Genomic DNA, 17184 nt, shown 5'->3' with positions numbered 1-17184 from the left:
CGGCCGGACGCGAGGCCGCGCAGATCCGGACGGGAGGCCCTACTCCGGTCGCAGCGACTTCAGCAGCTTCACGTCCGAGGCGTGGCCCTCCACCCCGCCCGGGGTCTCGATGACCAGGGGCACCCCGGCGGTCGCCGGATGGGCCAGGATCTCGCGGAAGGCGGCGGCCCCGATCCGCCCGGCACCGATGTTCTCGTGGCGGTCCAGGTGCGCTCCGCACCCCGCCTTCGAGTCGTTCGCGTGGATCAGCCGGAGCCGCCCGGCCCCCGCCGCCTGCTCGATCTCCGCGAACGCGCGGCCCACCCCGCCGGGAGCCGCGAGGTCGTGCCCGGCCGCGAACACGTGGCAGGTGTCCAGGCACAGCCCGACCCGCGGATGCCGGTCCAGCGCGTCGAGGTACGGCCCCAGGTCCTCGGCGAGGGAGCACAGCGAGGAGCCCTGCCCGGCGGTCGACTCCAGCAGCAGCCACGGGTCGTCGTCGTGCGTCAGCTCGTCCAGCAGCGGCCGCATCCGCTCCCGTACCTGCGCCAGCGCCGTGCCGCGGTCGCGCCCGCCGGTGGCCGAACCGGTGTGCACCACGACCCCGAGCGCGCCGATCCGCCGCCCGCGGCGCAGCGAGTGCCGCAGCGACGCCACCGAGCGGTCGACGGTCTCCGGGGTGTGCGAGCCGAAGTTGATCAGGTAGGGCGCGTGGACGTACGCGGGCAGCCCCGCCTCGGCGCAGCGGGCGCGGAACTCCTCGTCCTGCGCCGGTTCGCCCGGGCCGGTCGCCCAGCCCCGCGGGTTCGCCACGAAGACCTGCACCGCCTCCGCGCCGAGCTGCTCGGCGTAGGCCAGGCCCTTGGCGGCCAGGCCGCCCGCCACCGGCACGTGGGCGCCGACCGGGTTGCGCAGGCGGCCGGGAGCCGTCGTCTGGTCGTTCACTGGTGCGTCACTCGTCCGTGCTCGTGTCCGTGCGGGTCCGCCACCGGTCTCAGCGCACCCAGAGGGTGATCGTGGCGCCCTTCGGCGCCTGGCTGCCGCCGTCGGGCGACTGGCTGAAGACGGTGCTGCCGAAGAAGACGTTGATCACGCGGACGTCGAAGCCCGCGGCCTGGAGGATCTTCTTCGCGTCGCCCGAGCTCTTCCCGGTCACGTCCGGCACCGGGAACTGCTGCTGGCCCTTGGAGACGGTGATCGTCACCGAGTCGCCCCGGGCGACCTGGCTGCCCTTGCCCGGGGACACCAGCGCGACCTTGTCCTTGTCGGCCACGTCGGAGAAGACCTTGCCCGGCGCGAGCACCACCTTCAGCCCGGCCGCCTCCAGGTCCTGCTGCGCGTCGGTGACCGACTCGCCGACCACGTCCGGGACGTCGACCGGCCTGCCGCGCGAGACGGTGATCGCGACGCGGGTGCCCGGGTCGAGCTGGGTGGTGCCCGCCGGATCGGTGGCGACCACCCTGCCGCGCGGCACGTCGTCGCTGAACGACTCGGTGACCGTGCTCGGCACCAGGCTCGCTTCCTTGATCTCCTTGCGGGCGGTGGCCAGGTCGCGCCCGGCGACGTCGGGCACCCGGACGTGCTGGGGGCCCTTGGAGACCGTCAGCGTCACCGTGCCGTTGCCGCGGATGCGCCGGCCGGGGGAGGGGTCGGTGGCGATCACGCTGCCGCGCGGCACCGTCAGCGAGAAGCCCTGCTTCACCTTGCTGTCCAGGCCGGCCCGGTCCAGCTTCTGCTCCGCCTTCGCCTGCGGCAGCGACAGCACACCGGGGACGGTCGTGAACTGGCCGTCGTTGATGTACCAGACGCCGGCGCCGACGCCGAGCACGACCAGGAGGGCGACGAGCACGGCGAGCGGGCCGCGGCGCGAGCGGAACCACCCGGCCGCCGGGGCGGCGGGAGGGTCGTCGGGCGCCGGGGCGGGCGGCATCAGGCGGGCGGTGCGGTCGGTGAGGGCGTCCTCGGGGAGCGCCACGACGCTGGTGGGCTCCTCGGAGCCGGGCGGCGGCGTCCCGGCGGTCCCGGCAGTCCCGGTGGTCCCGGCCGCGGGCACCGTGTCCGACGGCTCGGCCCCCGGCACCGCCACGGGCCCGGACGGCCGGGCCGCCGGGCCGCCCGGCAGCGCGTCCAGTTCCTCCGCGGACAGCGCGGCCCGTGCCGTGCGGACCTCCGCGAGCAGTTCCACCGCGTCCGCCGGGCGCTCCTGCTGCGGGCGGGCGCAGGCCCGCGCCACCAGGGCGTCCAGCAGCGGCGGCACGGTCGGCACGGCAGCGGAGGGGGCCGGCACGTCCTCGTTGACGTGCTGGTACATCACCTTCACCGGGGTGTCGCCGTCGTACGGCTTGCGGCCGGCCAGCATCTCGTACAACACCACGCCGCAGGCGTACACGTCGGCGCGCTGGTCCACGGTGCCGTGGCCGATCTGCTCCGGTGCCAGGTACGACACGGTGCCGAGCACCGCGCCGGTCGACGCGCTCGTCTTCGTGTCGATCACCCGGACCAGGCCGAAGTCGGCGACCTTCACCCGGCCGTCGTCGCCGATCAGCACGTTCTCGGGTTTCATGTCGCGGTGCACCAGGCCCGCGCGGTGGGCCGCGCCGAGCGCCGCGAGCACCGGTTCCAGGATGTCCAGGGCGGCGTGCACCTGGAGTGCGCCGCGCTCGCGCAGGACGTCGCGGAGCGTGCAGCCGGCCACGTACTCCATCGCGAGGTACACGTACGTGCCGTCGGTGCCCTGGTCGAAGACGCCCACCACGTTCGGGTGCGCCAGCTTCGCGACCGCCTTCGCCTCGCGGATGAAGCGCTCCACGAACACGGCGTCGTCGGCGAGGCTGGGGTGCATCACCTTCAGCGCGAGTTCCCGGTCCAGACGGGTGTCCGTGGCGCGGTAGACCGTCGCCATCCCCCCGACGGCGATACGCCCCTCGACCAGGTAGCGCCCGTCGAGCACCTGCCCGACAAGCGGGTCCTGCACGCTGGTGTCCACGGCCACCGATTCTACGAGGCACTTCGTGCGGTTCGGCGCGGGTGGATCGCAATGTGTCCCACCCGTGCGGATTCGCTACGCGGTTGTGACCGTCCGGGGGCGCCCTCCTTCCGGGGTGGGCCCCCGCCGGCGCGGGCCCACGGCTCCCCGCTGCGACGGTTGCTCTCTCGTGCCCGTGGGGTGCGGCTCCCCGCCGCGGGGGTTGCCCTCTCGTCCCCGGCCCGCGCCCGGACGGCCGGTTGCGCGCGCGGTTCCTCCCCCCAGAGCTTCGCCGGGGAGGTATCCCCGCCGCGCTCCTGACCAGGGGCGCGGGGAACCGCGCGCTCAGCAGGCCGCCGGGGCGCGGGGGAGCGCGGCGCCCTAAGCGCGGGGGACTGGGGGCGCCCCCAGGGAAGCCGCACCGTCGACCGGGGACGAGGCGAGGGCACCGTACCTGCGGGGGATGCGGCCGGCCCGGTGGGCGAGGCGGCCGGCGTTGACGGCGTCCCGCATGGCCGCGGCCATCAGGTCGGGCCGCTGCGCCCGGGTCACCGCGGACGCGAGCATGACCGCGTCGCACCCGAGCTCCATCGCGAGCGCGGCGTCGGACGCGGTGCCGGCGCCGGCGTCGAGGACGACCGGCACGGACGCCTGCTCCACGATGAGCTGGAAGTTGTGCGGGTTGCGGATGCCGAGCCCCGACCCGATCGGCGAGCCGAGCGGCATGACCGCGGCGCACCCGACGTCCTCCAACTTGCGGGCGAGCACCGGGTCGTCACTGGTGTACGGGAGGACCGTGAACCCGTCGTCCACCAGCGTCTCGGCCGCGTCGAGGAGTTCGACCGGGTCCGGCAGCAACGTCCGCTCGTCGGCGATCACTTCGAGCTTGACCCAGTCGGTGCCCAGCGCCTCCCGGGCGAGCCGGGCGGTGAGCACCGCCTCGCCCGCGGTGAAGCACCCGGCCGTGTTCGGCAGCACCCGGATGCCCAGCCGGTCCAGCACGGAGAGCACCGAGCCCTTGGCGGTCGGGTCCATCCGCCGCATCGCGACCGTCGTCAGCTCCGTGCCGGACGCGCGCAGCGCGTGCTCCAGCACGTCGAGGCTCGGCGCCCCTCCGGTGCCCATGATCAGGCGGGACCCGAAGACTACGCCGCCGATGCGCAGCGGATCGCCGGCGCCCGCGGGCGCCTCGGAGGGCGCGGTTCGTGTGGTGTCCACGCTCAGCCTCCCTGGACCGCGGTGAGGATCTCCACCCGGTCGCCCTCGGCCAGCCGGGTCGCCGCCCAGCGCGAGCGCGGCACGACGGTCTCGTTGAGCGCGGCGGCCACCCCGGAGGGCGCCGAGGTGAACCGGGCGACGAGAGCGCCGAGTTCGACCGGGTCCTCCAGGGCGCGCCGCTCCCCGTTGACGAGCACGGTGATCGTCATACCGACTGCTCCTCACGGGCCGACGCCCCGACGTGTCCGGCGCCGAGCGGGGGCGTCGCGCCCGGCGGTGTCCCGCCCGGCGGCGTTCCGGGCCGTCCGCTTCCCGCCGCGCCGGGCGCCGCCGTCCCGGTTCCCGCCGCTCCGGCGGCGAACCGTCCGACCGCGAACGGGGCGGCGTAGTCGGGGAGTCCACCGGTGTCCAGGACATGGCCGAGCACGTCCCCGGTGATCGGGGTGAGCAGCACGCCGTTGCGGTGGTGCCCGGTGGCCAGCAGCAGGCCGTCCAGGGGCGAGGGGCCCAGCAGCGGCGCGTTGTCGGGGGAGCCCGGCCGCAGCCCCGCGAGCGTCTCGGTGAGCGGGAGTTCGGTGATGCCCGGCACCAGGTCGTGCGCGTCGCGCAGCAACTGGTAGACCCCGCCCGCGGTCACCGCCGTGTCCCAGCCGAACTCCTCGCTGGTCGCGCCCAGGACCAGTTCGCCGTTCTCCCGCGGCACCAGGTAGACATGGCTGCCGCGGACCACCGCGCGCACCGTCCGGGACAGGAAGGGCGCCTGCCCCGCCGGCATCCGCAACCGCAGGATCTGCCCCTTCACCGGCCGCACCGGCGGCAGCGCGTCCTGCGGCAGCCCCGGCATCCGGCCGCTCTCGCAGCCCGCGGCCAGCACGGTGCGGCCCGCCGACACCCGGGTGCCGTCCGCGAGTTCGGCACCCGTGACCCGGTCGCCGGCGCATCGGAGCCGGGCCGCCTTCGCCCGGACGAACTCCGCGCCCGCCGCGTCCGCGGCCCGCAGCAGTGCCGCGGCCAGCCGGCGCGGGTCGACCTGGTGGTCGCCGTCCACCCGCAGCCCGCCGCGCACCCCGGGGGCGAGCAGCGGCTCCAGCCGGCGGCACTCCCGCCCGCTCAGCCACTGCGCGGCCAGGCCCAGCGAGGTCTGGAAGGCGTGCAGGTCGCGCAGGTCCGCCCGGTCGTCCGCGTCCAGCGCCACCGCGAGGGTGCCGCACGGCCGGTACCCGGCGTCCATGCCGGTGTCCGAGGCCAGTTCCGCGACGAGGTCCGGATACCGCGCCGCCGACGCCAGGTTGAGGTCGAGCAGTGTCTGCTCGCCGTACTGCAACTCGGTGACCGCGGCGAGCATCCCCGCCGCGACGTGGGCGGCGCCGCCGCCCGGCGAGGGGTCGGCCACCACCGTGGACAGCCCGCGCTGGGCGGCGCGCCACGCCGTCACCAGGCCGATGATGCCGCCCCCCACGACGAGGACGTCCGCTGTTCGGGTACGCATGAGTCTTCGCTGCTCCCTTCGCCGGCATGACCCGGATCAGGTTCGTACGGTCGGCGGCCGGCCAGCCGCCCTCTCAGCCCGGTGCGCCCGGGCTCCCGCGAATTCGCTTGCCGCCAGCTTAGCCGAGGGCCCCTTCCCGGCGGCCGCCGCCTTCGGCTGCCGTGCGGACCCCGCCCCGGCGCGGCGCCAACGCGCTAACGTGTCCCGGTGGACGAGCGTCGCGCAGTGATCGTGGGGGCCGGCATGGCCGGCGTGCAGACGGCCGTGGAACTGCGCCAGCAGGGCTGGCGCGGCCCCGTCACCCTGCTCGGGGACGAGCCGCACCCGCCGTACGACCGCCCGCCGTTGTCGAAGGCGGTGCTCCTCGGCGCGGAGGGCGGCGCCCTGGCCGACGTGCGCTTCGACGTCGACTTCCGTGCGCTCGGCGTGGAGTTGCGGCTCGGGGTGCACGCGCAGGCGCTGCGCGCCGAACAGCACCACCTGGTCACCGACGCCGGCCTGGTGGCCTACGACGCGCTCGTCCTGGCCACCGGCGCCTACCCGGTGGTGCTGCCCGGCACCGCCGGCCTGGCCGGCGTGCACCCGCTGCGCACCCTGGACGACGCCGCCGCGCTGCGCCCCGTGCTCGAACGGCGCGAGCACGTCGTGGTGGTCGGCGCCGGCTGGATCGGCGCGGAGTTCGCGACGGCGGCCCGGCAGGCCGGCTGCGAGGTGACGGTGGTGGAGGCCGCCGACCGCCCGCTGGCCGGTGTGCTGCCCGCGTCCGTCACCGCGCACATGACCGGCTGGTACGGCGAGGCGGGGGTGACCCTGCGGACCGGCACCACCGTGGCCGGGGTCGAGGCCGGCGGGGTGGTGCTCGCCGACGGCAGCCGGCTGGCGGCCGGCGCCGTGGTGGTCGGGATCGGCGCCCGCCCCGCCACCGGCTGGCTGGCCGGCTCCGGGGTGACCCTGGACCCCCAGGGCGCCGTGCGCGCGGACGAGCGGCTGCGGACCACCGCGCCCGACGTGTTCGCGGTCGGCGACTGCGCGTCCTTCCCCTCGGCCCGCTACAACCGGCGGCTGCTCGTCCACCACTGGGACAACGCGGTCCAGGGCCCGCGCACCGCCGCCGCGAACCTGCTCGGCGGCGAGGAGGCGTACGACCCGGTGCCGTACTTCTGGTCCGAGCAGTTCGGGCGGTTCGTGCAGTACGCCGGGTTCCACCGGGAGGAGGACACGCTGATCTCCCGGGGGGACCCCTCCGACGGCTCCTGGTCAGTGCTCTGGCTGCGCCGCGGCGTGCTGGTGGCGGTGCTGGCGGTGGGCCGGCCGCGGGACATGGCGCAGGCCCGGAAGCTGATCGCCGCGGGCTCCGCGCCGGACCCGGTGCTCGCCGCGGACCCGGCGGTGCCGCTGAAGTCCGCCGTGCCGCGCTGACGGCCGCCGGCCCCGCCGGTGGTCCCGCCCGTCCGGAGCGGCCGGCGGTACACGGCACCGTGACGGCTCAGCGCTGGGAGCGGTTGTCGGCCGTAGGTGGCACGCTTGTCCCGTGACTGTTTACTCGTCGGTTGACGCACGCATTGACGCTCTCGTCCCCTCCTGGCTCACCCTGCCCGAGGTCGCCGAGCGTCTCGGTCTGGAAGTGACCCGGATCCGGCCGCTGATCAAGGAAGGGCAGCTCATCGCGGTCCGGCGCGGGGAGAACAAGGTCCTGATGGTGCCGGGCGACTTCATCGGGGACGGGAAGATCGTCAAGGGGCTGCCGGGCACGCTGACGCTCCTGAAGGACGACGGGTTCACGGACGACGAGGCCCTGGAGTGGCTCTTCACGCCCGACCCGACCCTGCCCGGCACCCCGGCGAACGCGCTGCGCGAGAATCGCGGGACCGAGGTGAAGCGCCGCGCGCAGGCGCTCGCCGTGTAGCCCGCGCCCGCCGCGGGCCGCCCGCCGCGCCCGTACCCCGTCCGGGTCCGCGCGCGGCGGCGGCCCGCCCCGGGGCGCACCGACCCCGGGAGCCCGTGATGCCCACCCCGACTGCGTCCGCCCGCCTCGCCGACGCGCGGCTGTACCTCTGCACGGACGCGCGCACCACCCGCGGCGACCTCGCCGCGTTCGCGGACGCGGCGCTGAGCGGCGGCGTGGACGTCATCCAGCTCCGGGACAAGGGGATCGAGGCCCGCCAGGAGCTGGCCGCGCTCGACGTGCTCGCCGAGGCGTGCGAACGCCATGGCAGGCTGCTCGCGGTCAACGACCGCGCCGACGTCGCGCACGCGGCCGGCGCGGACGTGCTCCACCTGGGCCAGGACGACCTGCCGGTGCCCGCGGCCCGCGCCCTGCTCGGGCCCGATGTGCTGATCGGACGCTCCTGCCACGCCGAGGCGGAGGTGGACGCGGCGGCGGTCGAGCCCGGGGCGGACTACTTCTGCACCGGTCCGGTGTGGCCGACCCCGACGAAGCCGGGGCGGCCCGCGCCCGGGCTGGACCTGGTGCGCCACGCCGCCGCGCTCGGCACCCCGCGGCCCTGGTTCGCGATCGGCGGGATCGACCTCGGCAACCTTCCCGAGGTCCTCGCCGCCGGCGCCCGCCGCATCGTCGTCGTCCGCGCGATCACGGAGGCCCCCGACCCCTACGAAGCCGCTGCCGCACTGGCCCGTACGATCCGCCGCGCGGAGCCCTCGCCGGCCTGACGGCGCCCCTCCCGCTCCCACGGAAGGCGGTGCCCCCGAGGGGCGCGGGGGAACGGCGCGACCAGCCCGCCACGCCGGGGCGGGTCCCACCGGCCCCGAGGGGCTGTCGCCGGCGCACCCGGGCCGCCGGCCGGACCTCCGCGGCAGCGGGCACCCCGGGGCGGGGGCGGGGCACCTCGGGAAAGGGGCGCGGGGCACCCCCGGGGACGGCGGGACGCGCTAACGTGTGGTGGCCGCCACACGTTAGCCTGCTTGCATGGCCCTGGGGACTTCATCCACACGTACGGACCGCGCGACCACGATCCGTGAGCTGCTCGCGTCCGGCCACCGCTCCTACTCCTTCGAGTTCGCCGCGCCGCGGACGGAGAAGGGCGAGCGCACGCTGTGGAACGCGATCCGGCGGATCGAAGCGGTACGCCCGACCTTCGTGTCGGTCACCTACGGCGCGGGCGGCTCCTCCCGGGAGGGCACCGTGCGCGCCACCGACCGCATCGTGTCGGACACCACCCTCACCCCGTGCGCCCACCTGACCGCGGTGAACCACTCGGTCGCCGAGCTGCGCAACATCATCGGCCAGTACGCCGACGCCGGCATCCGCAACATCCTCGCGGTGCGCGGCGACCCGCCCGGCGACCCGATGGGCGAGTGGGTGGCCCACCCGCAGGGGCTGACCTACGCGGCCGAGCTGGTGCGACTGGTCAAGGAGTCGGGCGACTTCTGCGTGGGCGTCGCGGCGTTCACCGAGATGCACCCGCGCTCCACCGACCCGGCCGAGGACACCCGCCACTTCCTCGACAAGTGCCGGGCCGGCGCCGACTTCGCGATCACCCAGATGTTCTTCGACCCGGACGCGTACCTGCGGCTGCGGGACCGGGTGGACCGGGCGGGCTGCACCGTGCCGATCATCCCCGAGGTGATGCCGGTCACCAACGTCCGGCAGATCGAGCGGTTCTCGCAGCTCGGCAACGCCCCGTTCCCGCCCGACCTGGCCGAACGCCTCCTCGCGGTGCAGGACGACCCGGCGGCGGTGCGGGCGATCGGCATCGAGTTCACCACCGAGATGTGCCGGCGGCTGCTGGCCGAGGACATTCCGGGGCTCCACTTCATTACCCTTAACCACTCCACCGCATCGCTGGAGATCTACGAGAACCTCGGGCTGCACCAGCAGGCGGCGTGACCCCTAGGTGAGGAAGTGGGCACATGGGTTACTCGGTGCTCTACATCGCGTTCGGCATCGTCGCGCTGTGGCTGCTGGGCGAGGTGCTGTTGCAGTACAAGGCCCGGCTGCGCTGGCGGGTGCTCGCCTTCGCCGGGTTCCTCGGCCTGGTGGTCGGGGTCGCCGAGCGCAGCGTCGTGCTCATCCTGCTGGGCGCGGTGGCCTTCGGCACCGGGCAGAGCATGGTCACGCTCTCCTACAAGCGCGGGTTCTCCACGGGGTGGTCGATAGGCGGCCGCCCCGGCTCCAGCCGCCGCCGCAGGGCGGCGGGCACGCGCCCGGCCGAACCGGTGCTGGAGGTCGGCCCGATCGAGCCGGACGCCGACGACCCGGCCGGGCCGCAGCAGTCCGCCGAGGAGTTGGCGGGCGTCGGCGCCACCGCGGTGCACGACTTCTCCGCCCTGCCCGGTGACGGCCAGGACGGGTACGGCGCCGAGCAGGCGGTGTACCAGCCGATGCCCATGCTCGACGACAGCGGCGAGTACCCGCTCTACGACGGCCAGTCGACGTACACCCCCGACCCGTACACCAGCGGCGGCTACGAGGGGTACGGCGCGCAGGGCTACCAGAGCTGGACCGGGTACGAGCAGCAGCCGTCCTGGGAGCAGGGCCAGCACCAGGGCGGCCAGGGCGGCGGCTACCAGGAGCAGCCCGCGGCGGCCGCCGCGGCCGCCGCGTCCTACGGCTACGACCCGGACGAGTACGACGTGTTCGGCAACTCCCGCGGCACGGAGGGCAGCGCGTTCGGCGGCCAGGACACCGGGGGCGGGTTCGGTGGCCAGGACACCGGGGGCGGGTTCGGTGGCCAGGACACCGGCGGCGGGTACGGCGGCCAGGACGCCGGCGGGGACTGGCGGTTCCCGCAGCCCTACCCGCAGCAGCCCGCGGCCGAGCCGTACGGCGGCTACGGCTACGACCAGCAGGTGTACGACCAGCAGCAGGCGTACATCCCGCAGCAGCCGCACCAGCCGCCGTACGAGCAGCAGCACGGCCAACAGCCGCAGCAGCAGGAGGAGTACGCCGACCCGTACGACCCGTACCGCTACTGACCGGCGTCCGCCGCCGGACGGCCCCGGCGGTCGCCCAGCAGGGCGGGCAGCCGCGCCGCGGACAGGCCCAGGCCCGACGGGGTGGCCCACGGGTGCCGCGACGCCGGCGCGGCCGCCACGTGAGGGTAGTGCTCCAGCAGTGTCTCCTCCGTGTAGCGCGCGCAGCCCTCGTGCCAGGTGAGGATGCCGGCCATCCAGTCCCGCAACTCCTGGACGTAGCCGAGCAGGACCTCGCCGGCCTTCTCGTCGAGGTCGAACTCCGTCAGCAGCGTGGGCAGTTGGGTCTCGGTGATGTGCTGGAACTCCGCCATCCGGGCGGCCATCAGGTCCCCGACGACGTCCATCGCCTGCTGCGGCCCGCAGTCCAGGAAGTTCTGCACCACCAGCACCGCGTTGTGGATCTCGCCCTCGAACTCGATCTCCTTGCGGTAGGAGAACACGTCGTTGAGCAGGCAGGCGAAGTCCTGGGCGGCCACCTCCATGCCGCGCACCGGCCGGGAGCGGTAGACCTCGTCCGGCAGCGCGTCGCCGTGGCCGATCCGGGACAGGCTCATCGTCAGGTCCGAGCCGAAGGTCCTGCGGCGCATCTCGATGTAGTCCACCGGGTCCGGCACCCGGTTGAGCTTCTGGTTGGCCAGCTCCCACAGCCAGCTCTCGCACATCTCCTCGATCGAGGTGCGGAACCGCCGCCGCTCGGCCGGCGTCATCGGACCCGCGGTGCGCCGCCACAGGTCGGCGAGCGAGCGCTCCAGCGCCGTCAGTGGCGGCGGCACCGCGCCCGCGTCCAGCGGCATGAACAGCTTGAAGCGCTCGGTGGTGATCCGGGCCGCCGCCATGTCGCCGGCCCGGCCGAAGACGAGCGGGTAGTAGTCGTCGCCGTAGGTGCCCCAGGTCAGCCAGTCGGTCGTGAGGTCCAACTCCTCCCTCGACGCGGCCGGGTGGATGCCCGCCGCGCACAGCGCGAAGTCGTAGGCGGCGAGCTTCCTCCCGTTCCACAGGCCGCCCGGCACCGGGAAGCCCGGCTCGGCGTCCAGCAGGCCCATCCGTCCGCTCCAGTCCGCGTTGTGCGCGCGGGAGGCGTCCAGGTGCGGGCTGAGCGTCGTGGGGAACGGCATGGGCACCGGCGCCCGCCGCACCCAGCCGACCCGCTGGAACGGCGCGTGGCCGTAGGCGCGGGCGCGCTGCGGCAGCGTCGCGGCGAGCGAGCCGGCGATCTGCGCGGCCGAGGTGCCGATGCCGTTCGGCCCGGCGAGCACGCCCACCGCCCGCGCGCGGTCGTCCGCGCCGTTCATGTAGCGGCTGGAGCGCAGGTGCCACTCGTGGCCGCCGGACTGCCAGTCCTGGAGCCCCTTGACGTAGCCGAACACGGCCAGCCGCTGCGCCGGGTCGAGCCCGAACTCCTCGAAGAGCGGCTCCACCTCGGTGAACGCCGTGTGCTCGAACTGCTGGAGGCGCGAGGTCAGCAGGTCGTTCACGGCCTCCGCGGCCTCCTGGGGGGCCAGGTCGAGGAAGCGTTCCAGCACCAGTACGGCGTTGGACAGTTCGCCCTCGTCCTCGATCTCGCGCTGGTAGGAGAACAGGTCGTTGCGCAGGTGCACGGCGTCCGCGAAGCAGTCGCGCAGCACCCGCATCGGACGGCTCGCGGCGATCGCGTCGGGCACCTCGGCGCCCGCCGCGTGCTCGATCAGGTTCGCCGACCACGGCGCGCCGCCCACCTTGCGGCGCATCTCGATGTACTCGATCGGGTTCGACACCCGCCCGGTGCTGATGTTGGACAGCTCCCAGAGCGACTCCTCCAGCAGGTGCCGGGTGCTCTCGTGGAACCGCCGCCGGTAGCCGTGCGACATCCGCGGCACCGTCCGCCGCCACAGGTCGGCCAGCCCCGCCTCGACCTGGTTCGCCGGCTCCGGGACCTCCTGCGCGAGGTCCACCGGCATGAACGCCGGCAGCCGGTCCAGGTACGCCTTCGCGCCCGCCATGTCCGGGGTGCGCTTGAAGATGTCCAGGAAGTGGTCGTCGAAGAAGAACACCCACACGTACCAGTCCGTGACCAGGTCCAACTCCGGCCCCGAGGCGTCCGGGTGGGTGTACGCGCACAGCAGGGCGTAGTCGTGCGAGTCGAAGTCCGACTCGGCCCAGATGCCGGAGCCCTCGATCATCCCCATCTGCCGGGCCCAGTCCTTCGAGTGCCCGCGGGCGCGTTCGAGGTGGGGGTTCAGCCGCGCCGGGTACGGCACGTAGAACGCGGGCAGTTCGAAGGGCTGCGGCATCTCCGTTAAGACCTTCCGCTCAACCGATGACCTGTACAGCGCTCACGCTAGGTCGGCGCCCGCCGGCGTCGTGGGCCGGCAACGCCCTTTTCCGCCCGATGAGTTGAATTCCGCCGCTCGACGATTAACGATCTTGGTCCCGGGTCCGCGGTGCGGCGCGGCGCCGGCGGCGCGGCCCCGGGAGCCGTCAGCGGCTGCCGCCCGGGCCGCCGGCGACCAGGTCGGCCACGATCGCCGCCGACATCCCCGCGTGCGGGAGCCCGCCGCCCGGATGGGCCCAACCCCCCAGGAAGTACAGGCCCTTGAGCGCCGTCCGGTTGGGCGGGCGCAGAAGGGCGCCGCCGGCACCGGGCAGCGACGGGACCGGCACGCTGCCGCCGGCCGCCCCCGTCTCCCGCTCGACGTCCAGCGGGGTGCGGACCTCGCGCCACAACTCCCGCTCCCGCAGGCCCGGCACGGCCCGCTCCGCGACCTGGAGCATCCGCTCGGCGAAGGCGTCCGCGAAGCGGTCGGCGGACCAGTCCCGTCCGGCGCCGTGGCGCGCGCCCGCGGTGGCGTGCCGCGGCACCGTCGCCGTCACGGTGACCGCCTCGTGCCCGTCGTCCGGCCGGCCCGCCGGGTCGTCGGGCCGCAGCACGCCGACGGTCAGCGCGTCCGCCGCGGGCACCTCCGCCCGGCCGCGCCCGAACACCCAGTCCAGCGCGGCCCCGCGGTCCGCGGCGTGCACGACCGTACGGTGCGCCGTGCCGGCCGGGCGGGAGCCGCGCAGCGCCACGTGCACGGTGCAGCGCCCCGGCTCGTCCCGGGCCCCGGTCAGCGGGTCGCCGGTGGCCGCCGGGAGGGTCTCCTGCGGCAGGTACGGCAGCGGTACCGAGGCGGCCACCACGTCGGCGGCGGCGGTCGAGCCGTCGGTGAACCGCAGCCCTTGCACCTCGCCGCCGCGCACCTCCACGCCCGCCACCTCGGAGCCGAAGCGGAACTCCACCTTCCGGGCGCGGCAGCGGGCGTGCAGCGCGTCCGCCAGGGCCCGCATCCCGCCGCGGACGTACCACAGGCCGAACGACTGCTCCAGGTACGGCAGCACCGCCGCCGCGGCCGGCGCCGTCCGCGGGTCGAGCCCGTACGCCAGGGCGTACCACTCCAGCAGCGCGGCCGCCCGCGGGTCGCCGCCCAGCTCGTCGGCGGCCACCTCCGCCAGGTACGGCGGCCGCCGCCGCAGGCCCCTGCGGCGGCCCGGGTACGGGTCCCGTGCGAGCGGCCCCGGGTCGCCGGCCGGCTCCTCCAGCAGCGGCCTGCGCACCCCCTCCCAGACCTCGCGGGCCCGGACCAGCACGTCGCTCCAGCGCTCGCCGCCGCCCGGGCCGAACGCCGCGTCCAGCGCCCCGATCACCCCCGAGCGGGAGGCGTTGGGCAGCGACACGCCGGTGCCGTCGGCGAACAGGTGGCGGCCGGCGGGGTCCACCTGCGCCAGCCCGACGCACTCCTCCAGGGGCTCGCGGCCGGTCTTCACGAACAGGTCGCGGTAGACCGCGGGCAGCACCAGCAGGCCCGGGCCGGTGTCGAAGGCGAACCCGTCCCGCGTGTACCGCCCCACGGCCCCGCCGTAGGTCTCCGCACGCTCGTGCACCACGACCTCGTGCCCGCCCGTCGCCAGCCGCGCCGCCACCGCCATCGCGGCCATCCCCGCGCCCACCACCGCAATCCGTCCCATCCCGCGAGCGTATCCACGCCGCGCGCCCGGCCGTCCCCCCGGCCCCGCCCGCATACCTAGCCGCGCGGATGAGTACCTGTACGGATGGCGGGGCCCGGCGCGGCCGGAAGAGTGGAGCACGCGGACGGGGCGCACCCCGAACCCGCCGGCACGGGGCGGCGGAACCGGGCGTGCGGGCACCGTCCGCAACGGGGGTTGGCCCGCGGATCACCGAGCACATCGGTGGGCCGCGGAGCCGCCCACCCGTCCCTGGAGCAACCGCGACAGCGTCTCGTGCACGTCGTCGAGACTCCGCTCGGGCTGGAACGCCTGCCAGTCCAGCGCGGCGACCAGCACCATCCCGAAGAGCGCGGACGCGGTGAGCGGCACGTCGATCTCCCCGCTCACCTCGCCGCGCTCCACCGCCTCCCCGAGCACCTTCTCGACCACGGCGACGGCCTCCTGCCGGACCGCCATGAGCGTGTCCTGCCACGTGCGGTTGGTACGCCACAGCTCCGCCACGTAAAGCTGCGTGAAGGACGGGTAGCGCACGATGAACGCCAGGCCGGACCGGATCATCGCGTCCAGCGCGTCGACCCGGCTGTCGCCGCGGGCCGCGGTCTCGTCCGCGGCCCGCCGCAGCGACGCCGTCAACAGCCCGACACCGTGCCGCAGCAGCTCCTCGAACAGCACGTTCTTGCTGGCGAAGTTGTAGTAGACGGTCCCCTTCGCGACGCCGGCGCGCTCGGCGATCTCGTCGACCGTGGTGGCGGAGAAGCCCTGCTCGGCGATGAGGGTGACGGCGGCCTCGAAGAGCTTTCGCCGGGTCGCCCGGCGTCGTGCGGAGGTCATGGCCCCGATTCTGCCCGCACCGTGACGCCCGTGTTTCCACCGCGTCACGGCCGCGCGCACCCGGATACGCGCGTAGCGTCCGCAATCCGCGCAGGTCAGAGCCGATTGTCAGTGGTGGCACCGATGATGGGAAGCCGATGAGGAAGCAACGGAGAAAGGAGGCCGCCATGGCCCTACCCGCGATGCCGTCCATGCCGCCGACACCGTCCGTGCCCCCGCCGCCCGGGAGCTCCGGCGCCCCCGCCGGCCTCGGAAGCCCCGCCGACATCCACCCCGTGCTGCGCCGCGCCGGCGCGGCGCCCGCCGCACTCGACCTGCTCGCCCAGGCCCGCGCCGGGCTCGCCGAGGCCGCCCACCTCGACGCCCCGCACGAGCGGTACGCCACCGCCCACCTGGCCGCCCTGCGCACCGCCGCCGCCGTGCTCGCCGTCCGCGGCCGGCCCGAGCAGAGCCCCCGCAAGCGCGCCCGCATCCGCAGCGCGTGGGAGGTGCTGCCCGAGGTCGCACCCGAACTGGGCGAGTGGAGCGCGCTGTTCGCGGCCGGCGCCGAGCGCAGGGCGCGCGCCGACGCCGGCATACCCGCGGCCGCCGGCCCGCGCGACGCCGACGACCTGCTGCGCGCGGCCGGCATGTTCCTGCGCCTGGTGGAGCGCATGCTGCTGCTCCGGCCCGCCCCGGCCGGGACGGTGTCGGACACGTAGCGCCGCGGCCCGCCGGACCCGGGACGGGGAGCGCCGGACACGGCCTAGAGTTGGGGACGGGGCGGCGCCCACGCCGTCCGCCGCAGCAGCCAGCACCATCGCGAGGAGAGCCGCCCGCCATGTCCCGAGCAGGGTCCCGTCCAGGAGGGGTGGACCCGATCCGACCCCGTGCCAGCCTTCGTACCGCCGTGGTGTGGGAGGTCCTCCAGGGGGCCCTGGAACGGCGTGCCAAGGCCGCGGACCGACCTGCGCTCGACGTCCTCGACACCGGCGGCGGCACCGGGAACTTCGCGGTGCCGGTCGCCCGCCTCGGCCACCGCGTGACCGTCGTCGACCCCAGCCCGGACGCGCTGTTCGCCCTGGAGCGCCGGGCGGCCGAGGCCGGCGTCACCGACCGCGTCTCCGCCGTCCAGGGCGACGTGCACGGCCTGCTCGGTGTGGTCCGCCCCGGGGGGTACGACATGGTGCTGTGCCACGGCGTGCTGGAGTACGTCGACGACCCCGCCGAGGGCGTGCGGAACGTGGTGGACGCCCTGCGCCCGGCCGGCTCGCTCAGCCTGCTCGCCGCCGGCCGCGGCGGGGCGGTGCTGGCCCGCGCGCTGGCCGGCCACTTCGCCGAGGCCCAGCAGGCGCTGCTCGACCCGGACGGCCGATACGGCGCGGCGGACTCCCTGCCCCGCCGCTTCACCGCCGACGACCTGACCCGCCTGGTCACGGAGGCGGGGCTGCGCACCGCCTCCGTGCACGGGGTGCGGGTCTTCGCCGACCTGGTGCCCGGGGTGCTGGTGGACACCGAGCCCGGCGCCGCCGAGGCGCTGCTGCGGCTGGAGCTGGCGGCGGCCGAGGACCCGGGCTTCCACTCCGTCGCCACCCAGCTCCACGTCCTCGCCGAGCGCGACTGACCCGTCGGGGCCGGACGCCCCCGGGCGAAGGCCCGCCGGAGCCCGGCCGGCCCTGTCGCGGAGTCCGTCACAGCCCCGCCCACGGCGTCATTCCTCACCGTATGCTGGCATGACGTGACGCTCGGCGGGGAAGAAGTGCCCCGTCGGATTGGCGCAGTGGGGTGGGTTTCACGGACCGGATTC

The 17184-nt window shown here is 75.4% G+C and carries 15 protein-coding genes and 1 riboswitch; of the genes, 7 read left to right on the top strand and 8 right to left on the bottom strand.

The genetic code is table 11. The features are described from left to right. Window positions 1-39: 39 nt before the first annotated feature. From RVR_RS07965 to thiO, 5 genes are all read right to left on the bottom strand, one after another. Window positions 40-924 carry a deoxyribonuclease IV gene (locus RVR_RS07965; RefSeq protein ID WP_202233179.1) on the bottom strand — a complete coding sequence of 295 codons (885 nt, stop codon included), beginning with the start codon at window positions 922-924 and terminating at the stop codon, window positions 40-42. Window positions 925-973: 49 nt separating this feature from the next. Further along, window positions 974-2965, bottom strand: a complete 1992-nt coding sequence (gene pknB, locus RVR_RS07960) for a Stk1 family PASTA domain-containing Ser/Thr kinase (RefSeq protein ID WP_202233178.1) — start codon at window positions 2963-2965, stop codon at window positions 974-976. 360 nt (window positions 2966-3325) lie between these two features. Next, the gene (locus tag RVR_RS07955; protein WP_202238467.1) at window positions 3326-4069 is read right to left on the bottom strand and encodes a thiazole synthase; all 744 of its coding nucleotides are present in this window, start codon (window positions 4067-4069) and stop codon (window positions 3326-3328) included. Between the two features lie 95 nt (window positions 4070-4164). Beyond that, entirely contained in the window at window positions 4165-4371 is a 207-nt protein-coding gene (gene thiS / locus RVR_RS07950) for a sulfur carrier protein ThiS (RefSeq protein WP_202233177.1), read from the bottom strand. Then, a complete protein-coding gene (gene thiO, locus RVR_RS07945; RefSeq protein WP_202233176.1) occupies window positions 4368-5651 on the bottom strand; it encodes a glycine oxidase ThiO in 1284 nt (427 codons plus the stop codon). Before thiO ends, thiS begins: the two co-directional genes overlap by 4 nt. After that, window positions 5648-5760: riboswitch (TPP riboswitch) on the bottom strand. It overlaps the preceding gene by 4 nt. 98 nt (window positions 5761-5858) lie before the next feature. Here thiO and RVR_RS07940 point away from each other — a divergent pair. The 5 genes from RVR_RS07940 (at window position 5859) to RVR_RS07920 (ending at window position 10586) form a co-directional block, all read left to right on the top strand. Beyond that, window positions 5859-7070 carry an NAD(P)/FAD-dependent oxidoreductase gene (locus tag RVR_RS07940; RefSeq protein ID WP_272933064.1) on the top strand — a complete coding sequence of 404 codons (1212 nt, stop codon included), beginning with the start codon at window positions 5859-5861 and terminating at the stop codon, window positions 7068-7070. A gap of 112 nt (window positions 7071-7182) precedes the next feature. Beyond that, entirely contained in the window at window positions 7183-7557 is a 375-nt protein-coding gene (locus RVR_RS07935) for an Rv2175c family DNA-binding protein (RefSeq protein ID WP_202233175.1), read from the top strand. A gap of 98 nt (window positions 7558-7655) precedes the next feature. Then, window positions 7656-8321, top strand: coding sequence for a thiamine phosphate synthase (gene thiE, locus RVR_RS07930; protein ID WP_202233174.1), 666 nt, complete (start codon window positions 7656-7658; stop codon window positions 8319-8321). A 256-nt stretch (window positions 8322-8577) separates the two neighbouring features. Beyond that, window positions 8578-9498, top strand: coding sequence for a methylenetetrahydrofolate reductase [NAD(P)H] (gene metF / locus RVR_RS07925; protein WP_202233173.1), 921 nt, complete (start codon window positions 8578-8580; stop codon window positions 9496-9498). A gap of 23 nt (window positions 9499-9521) precedes the next feature. Then, complete coding sequence (locus RVR_RS07920) at window positions 9522-10586, top strand: hypothetical protein (RefSeq protein ID WP_202233172.1); 1065 nt, start codon at window positions 9522-9524, stop codon at window positions 10584-10586. On the opposite strand, the gene RVR_RS07915 is transcribed toward RVR_RS07920, so the two are convergent. The 3 genes from RVR_RS07915 to RVR_RS07905 form a co-directional block, all read right to left on the bottom strand. Continuing rightward, on the bottom strand, window positions 10580-12856 hold the full coding sequence (locus RVR_RS07915) for a terpene synthase family protein (RefSeq protein ID WP_202233171.1): 2277 nt from the start codon (window positions 12854-12856) through the stop codon (window positions 10580-10582). The two genes, RVR_RS07920 and RVR_RS07915, sit on opposite strands and share 7 nt — an antisense overlap. 187 nt (window positions 12857-13043) lie before the next feature. After that, complete coding sequence (locus RVR_RS07910) at window positions 13044-14567, bottom strand: phytoene desaturase family protein (protein ID WP_202233170.1); 1524 nt, start codon at window positions 14565-14567, stop codon at window positions 13044-13046. A gap of 207 nt (window positions 14568-14774) precedes the next feature. Continuing rightward, window positions 14775-15398 (bottom strand): TetR/AcrR family transcriptional regulator, encoded by a 624-nt coding sequence (locus RVR_RS07905; RefSeq protein ID WP_202233169.1) that lies wholly within the window; start codon window positions 15396-15398, stop codon window positions 14775-14777. Between the two features lie 167 nt (window positions 15399-15565). On the opposite strand from RVR_RS07905, the gene RVR_RS07900 reads away from it, so the two are divergent. Together RVR_RS07900 and RVR_RS07895 are read left to right on the top strand one after the other, a co-directional pair. After that, window positions 15566-16099 carry an SAV_6107 family HEPN domain-containing protein gene (locus RVR_RS07900; protein ID WP_237404631.1) on the top strand — a complete coding sequence of 178 codons (534 nt, stop codon included), beginning with the start codon at window positions 15566-15568 and terminating at the stop codon, window positions 16097-16099. 119 nt (window positions 16100-16218) lie between these two features. Continuing rightward, window positions 16219-17001, top strand: coding sequence for a methyltransferase (locus RVR_RS07895; protein WP_202233168.1), 783 nt, complete (start codon window positions 16219-16221; stop codon window positions 16999-17001). Window positions 17002-17184 lie beyond the last annotated feature (183 nt).

The organism is Streptomyces sp. SN-593 (assembly GCF_016756395.1).
In the GTDB taxonomy this organism is placed as follows: Bacteria; Actinomycetota; Actinomycetes; order Streptomycetales; family Streptomycetaceae; genus Actinacidiphila; species Actinacidiphila reveromycinica.
This window is presented reverse-complemented; position numbering and strand designations above follow the sequence as displayed.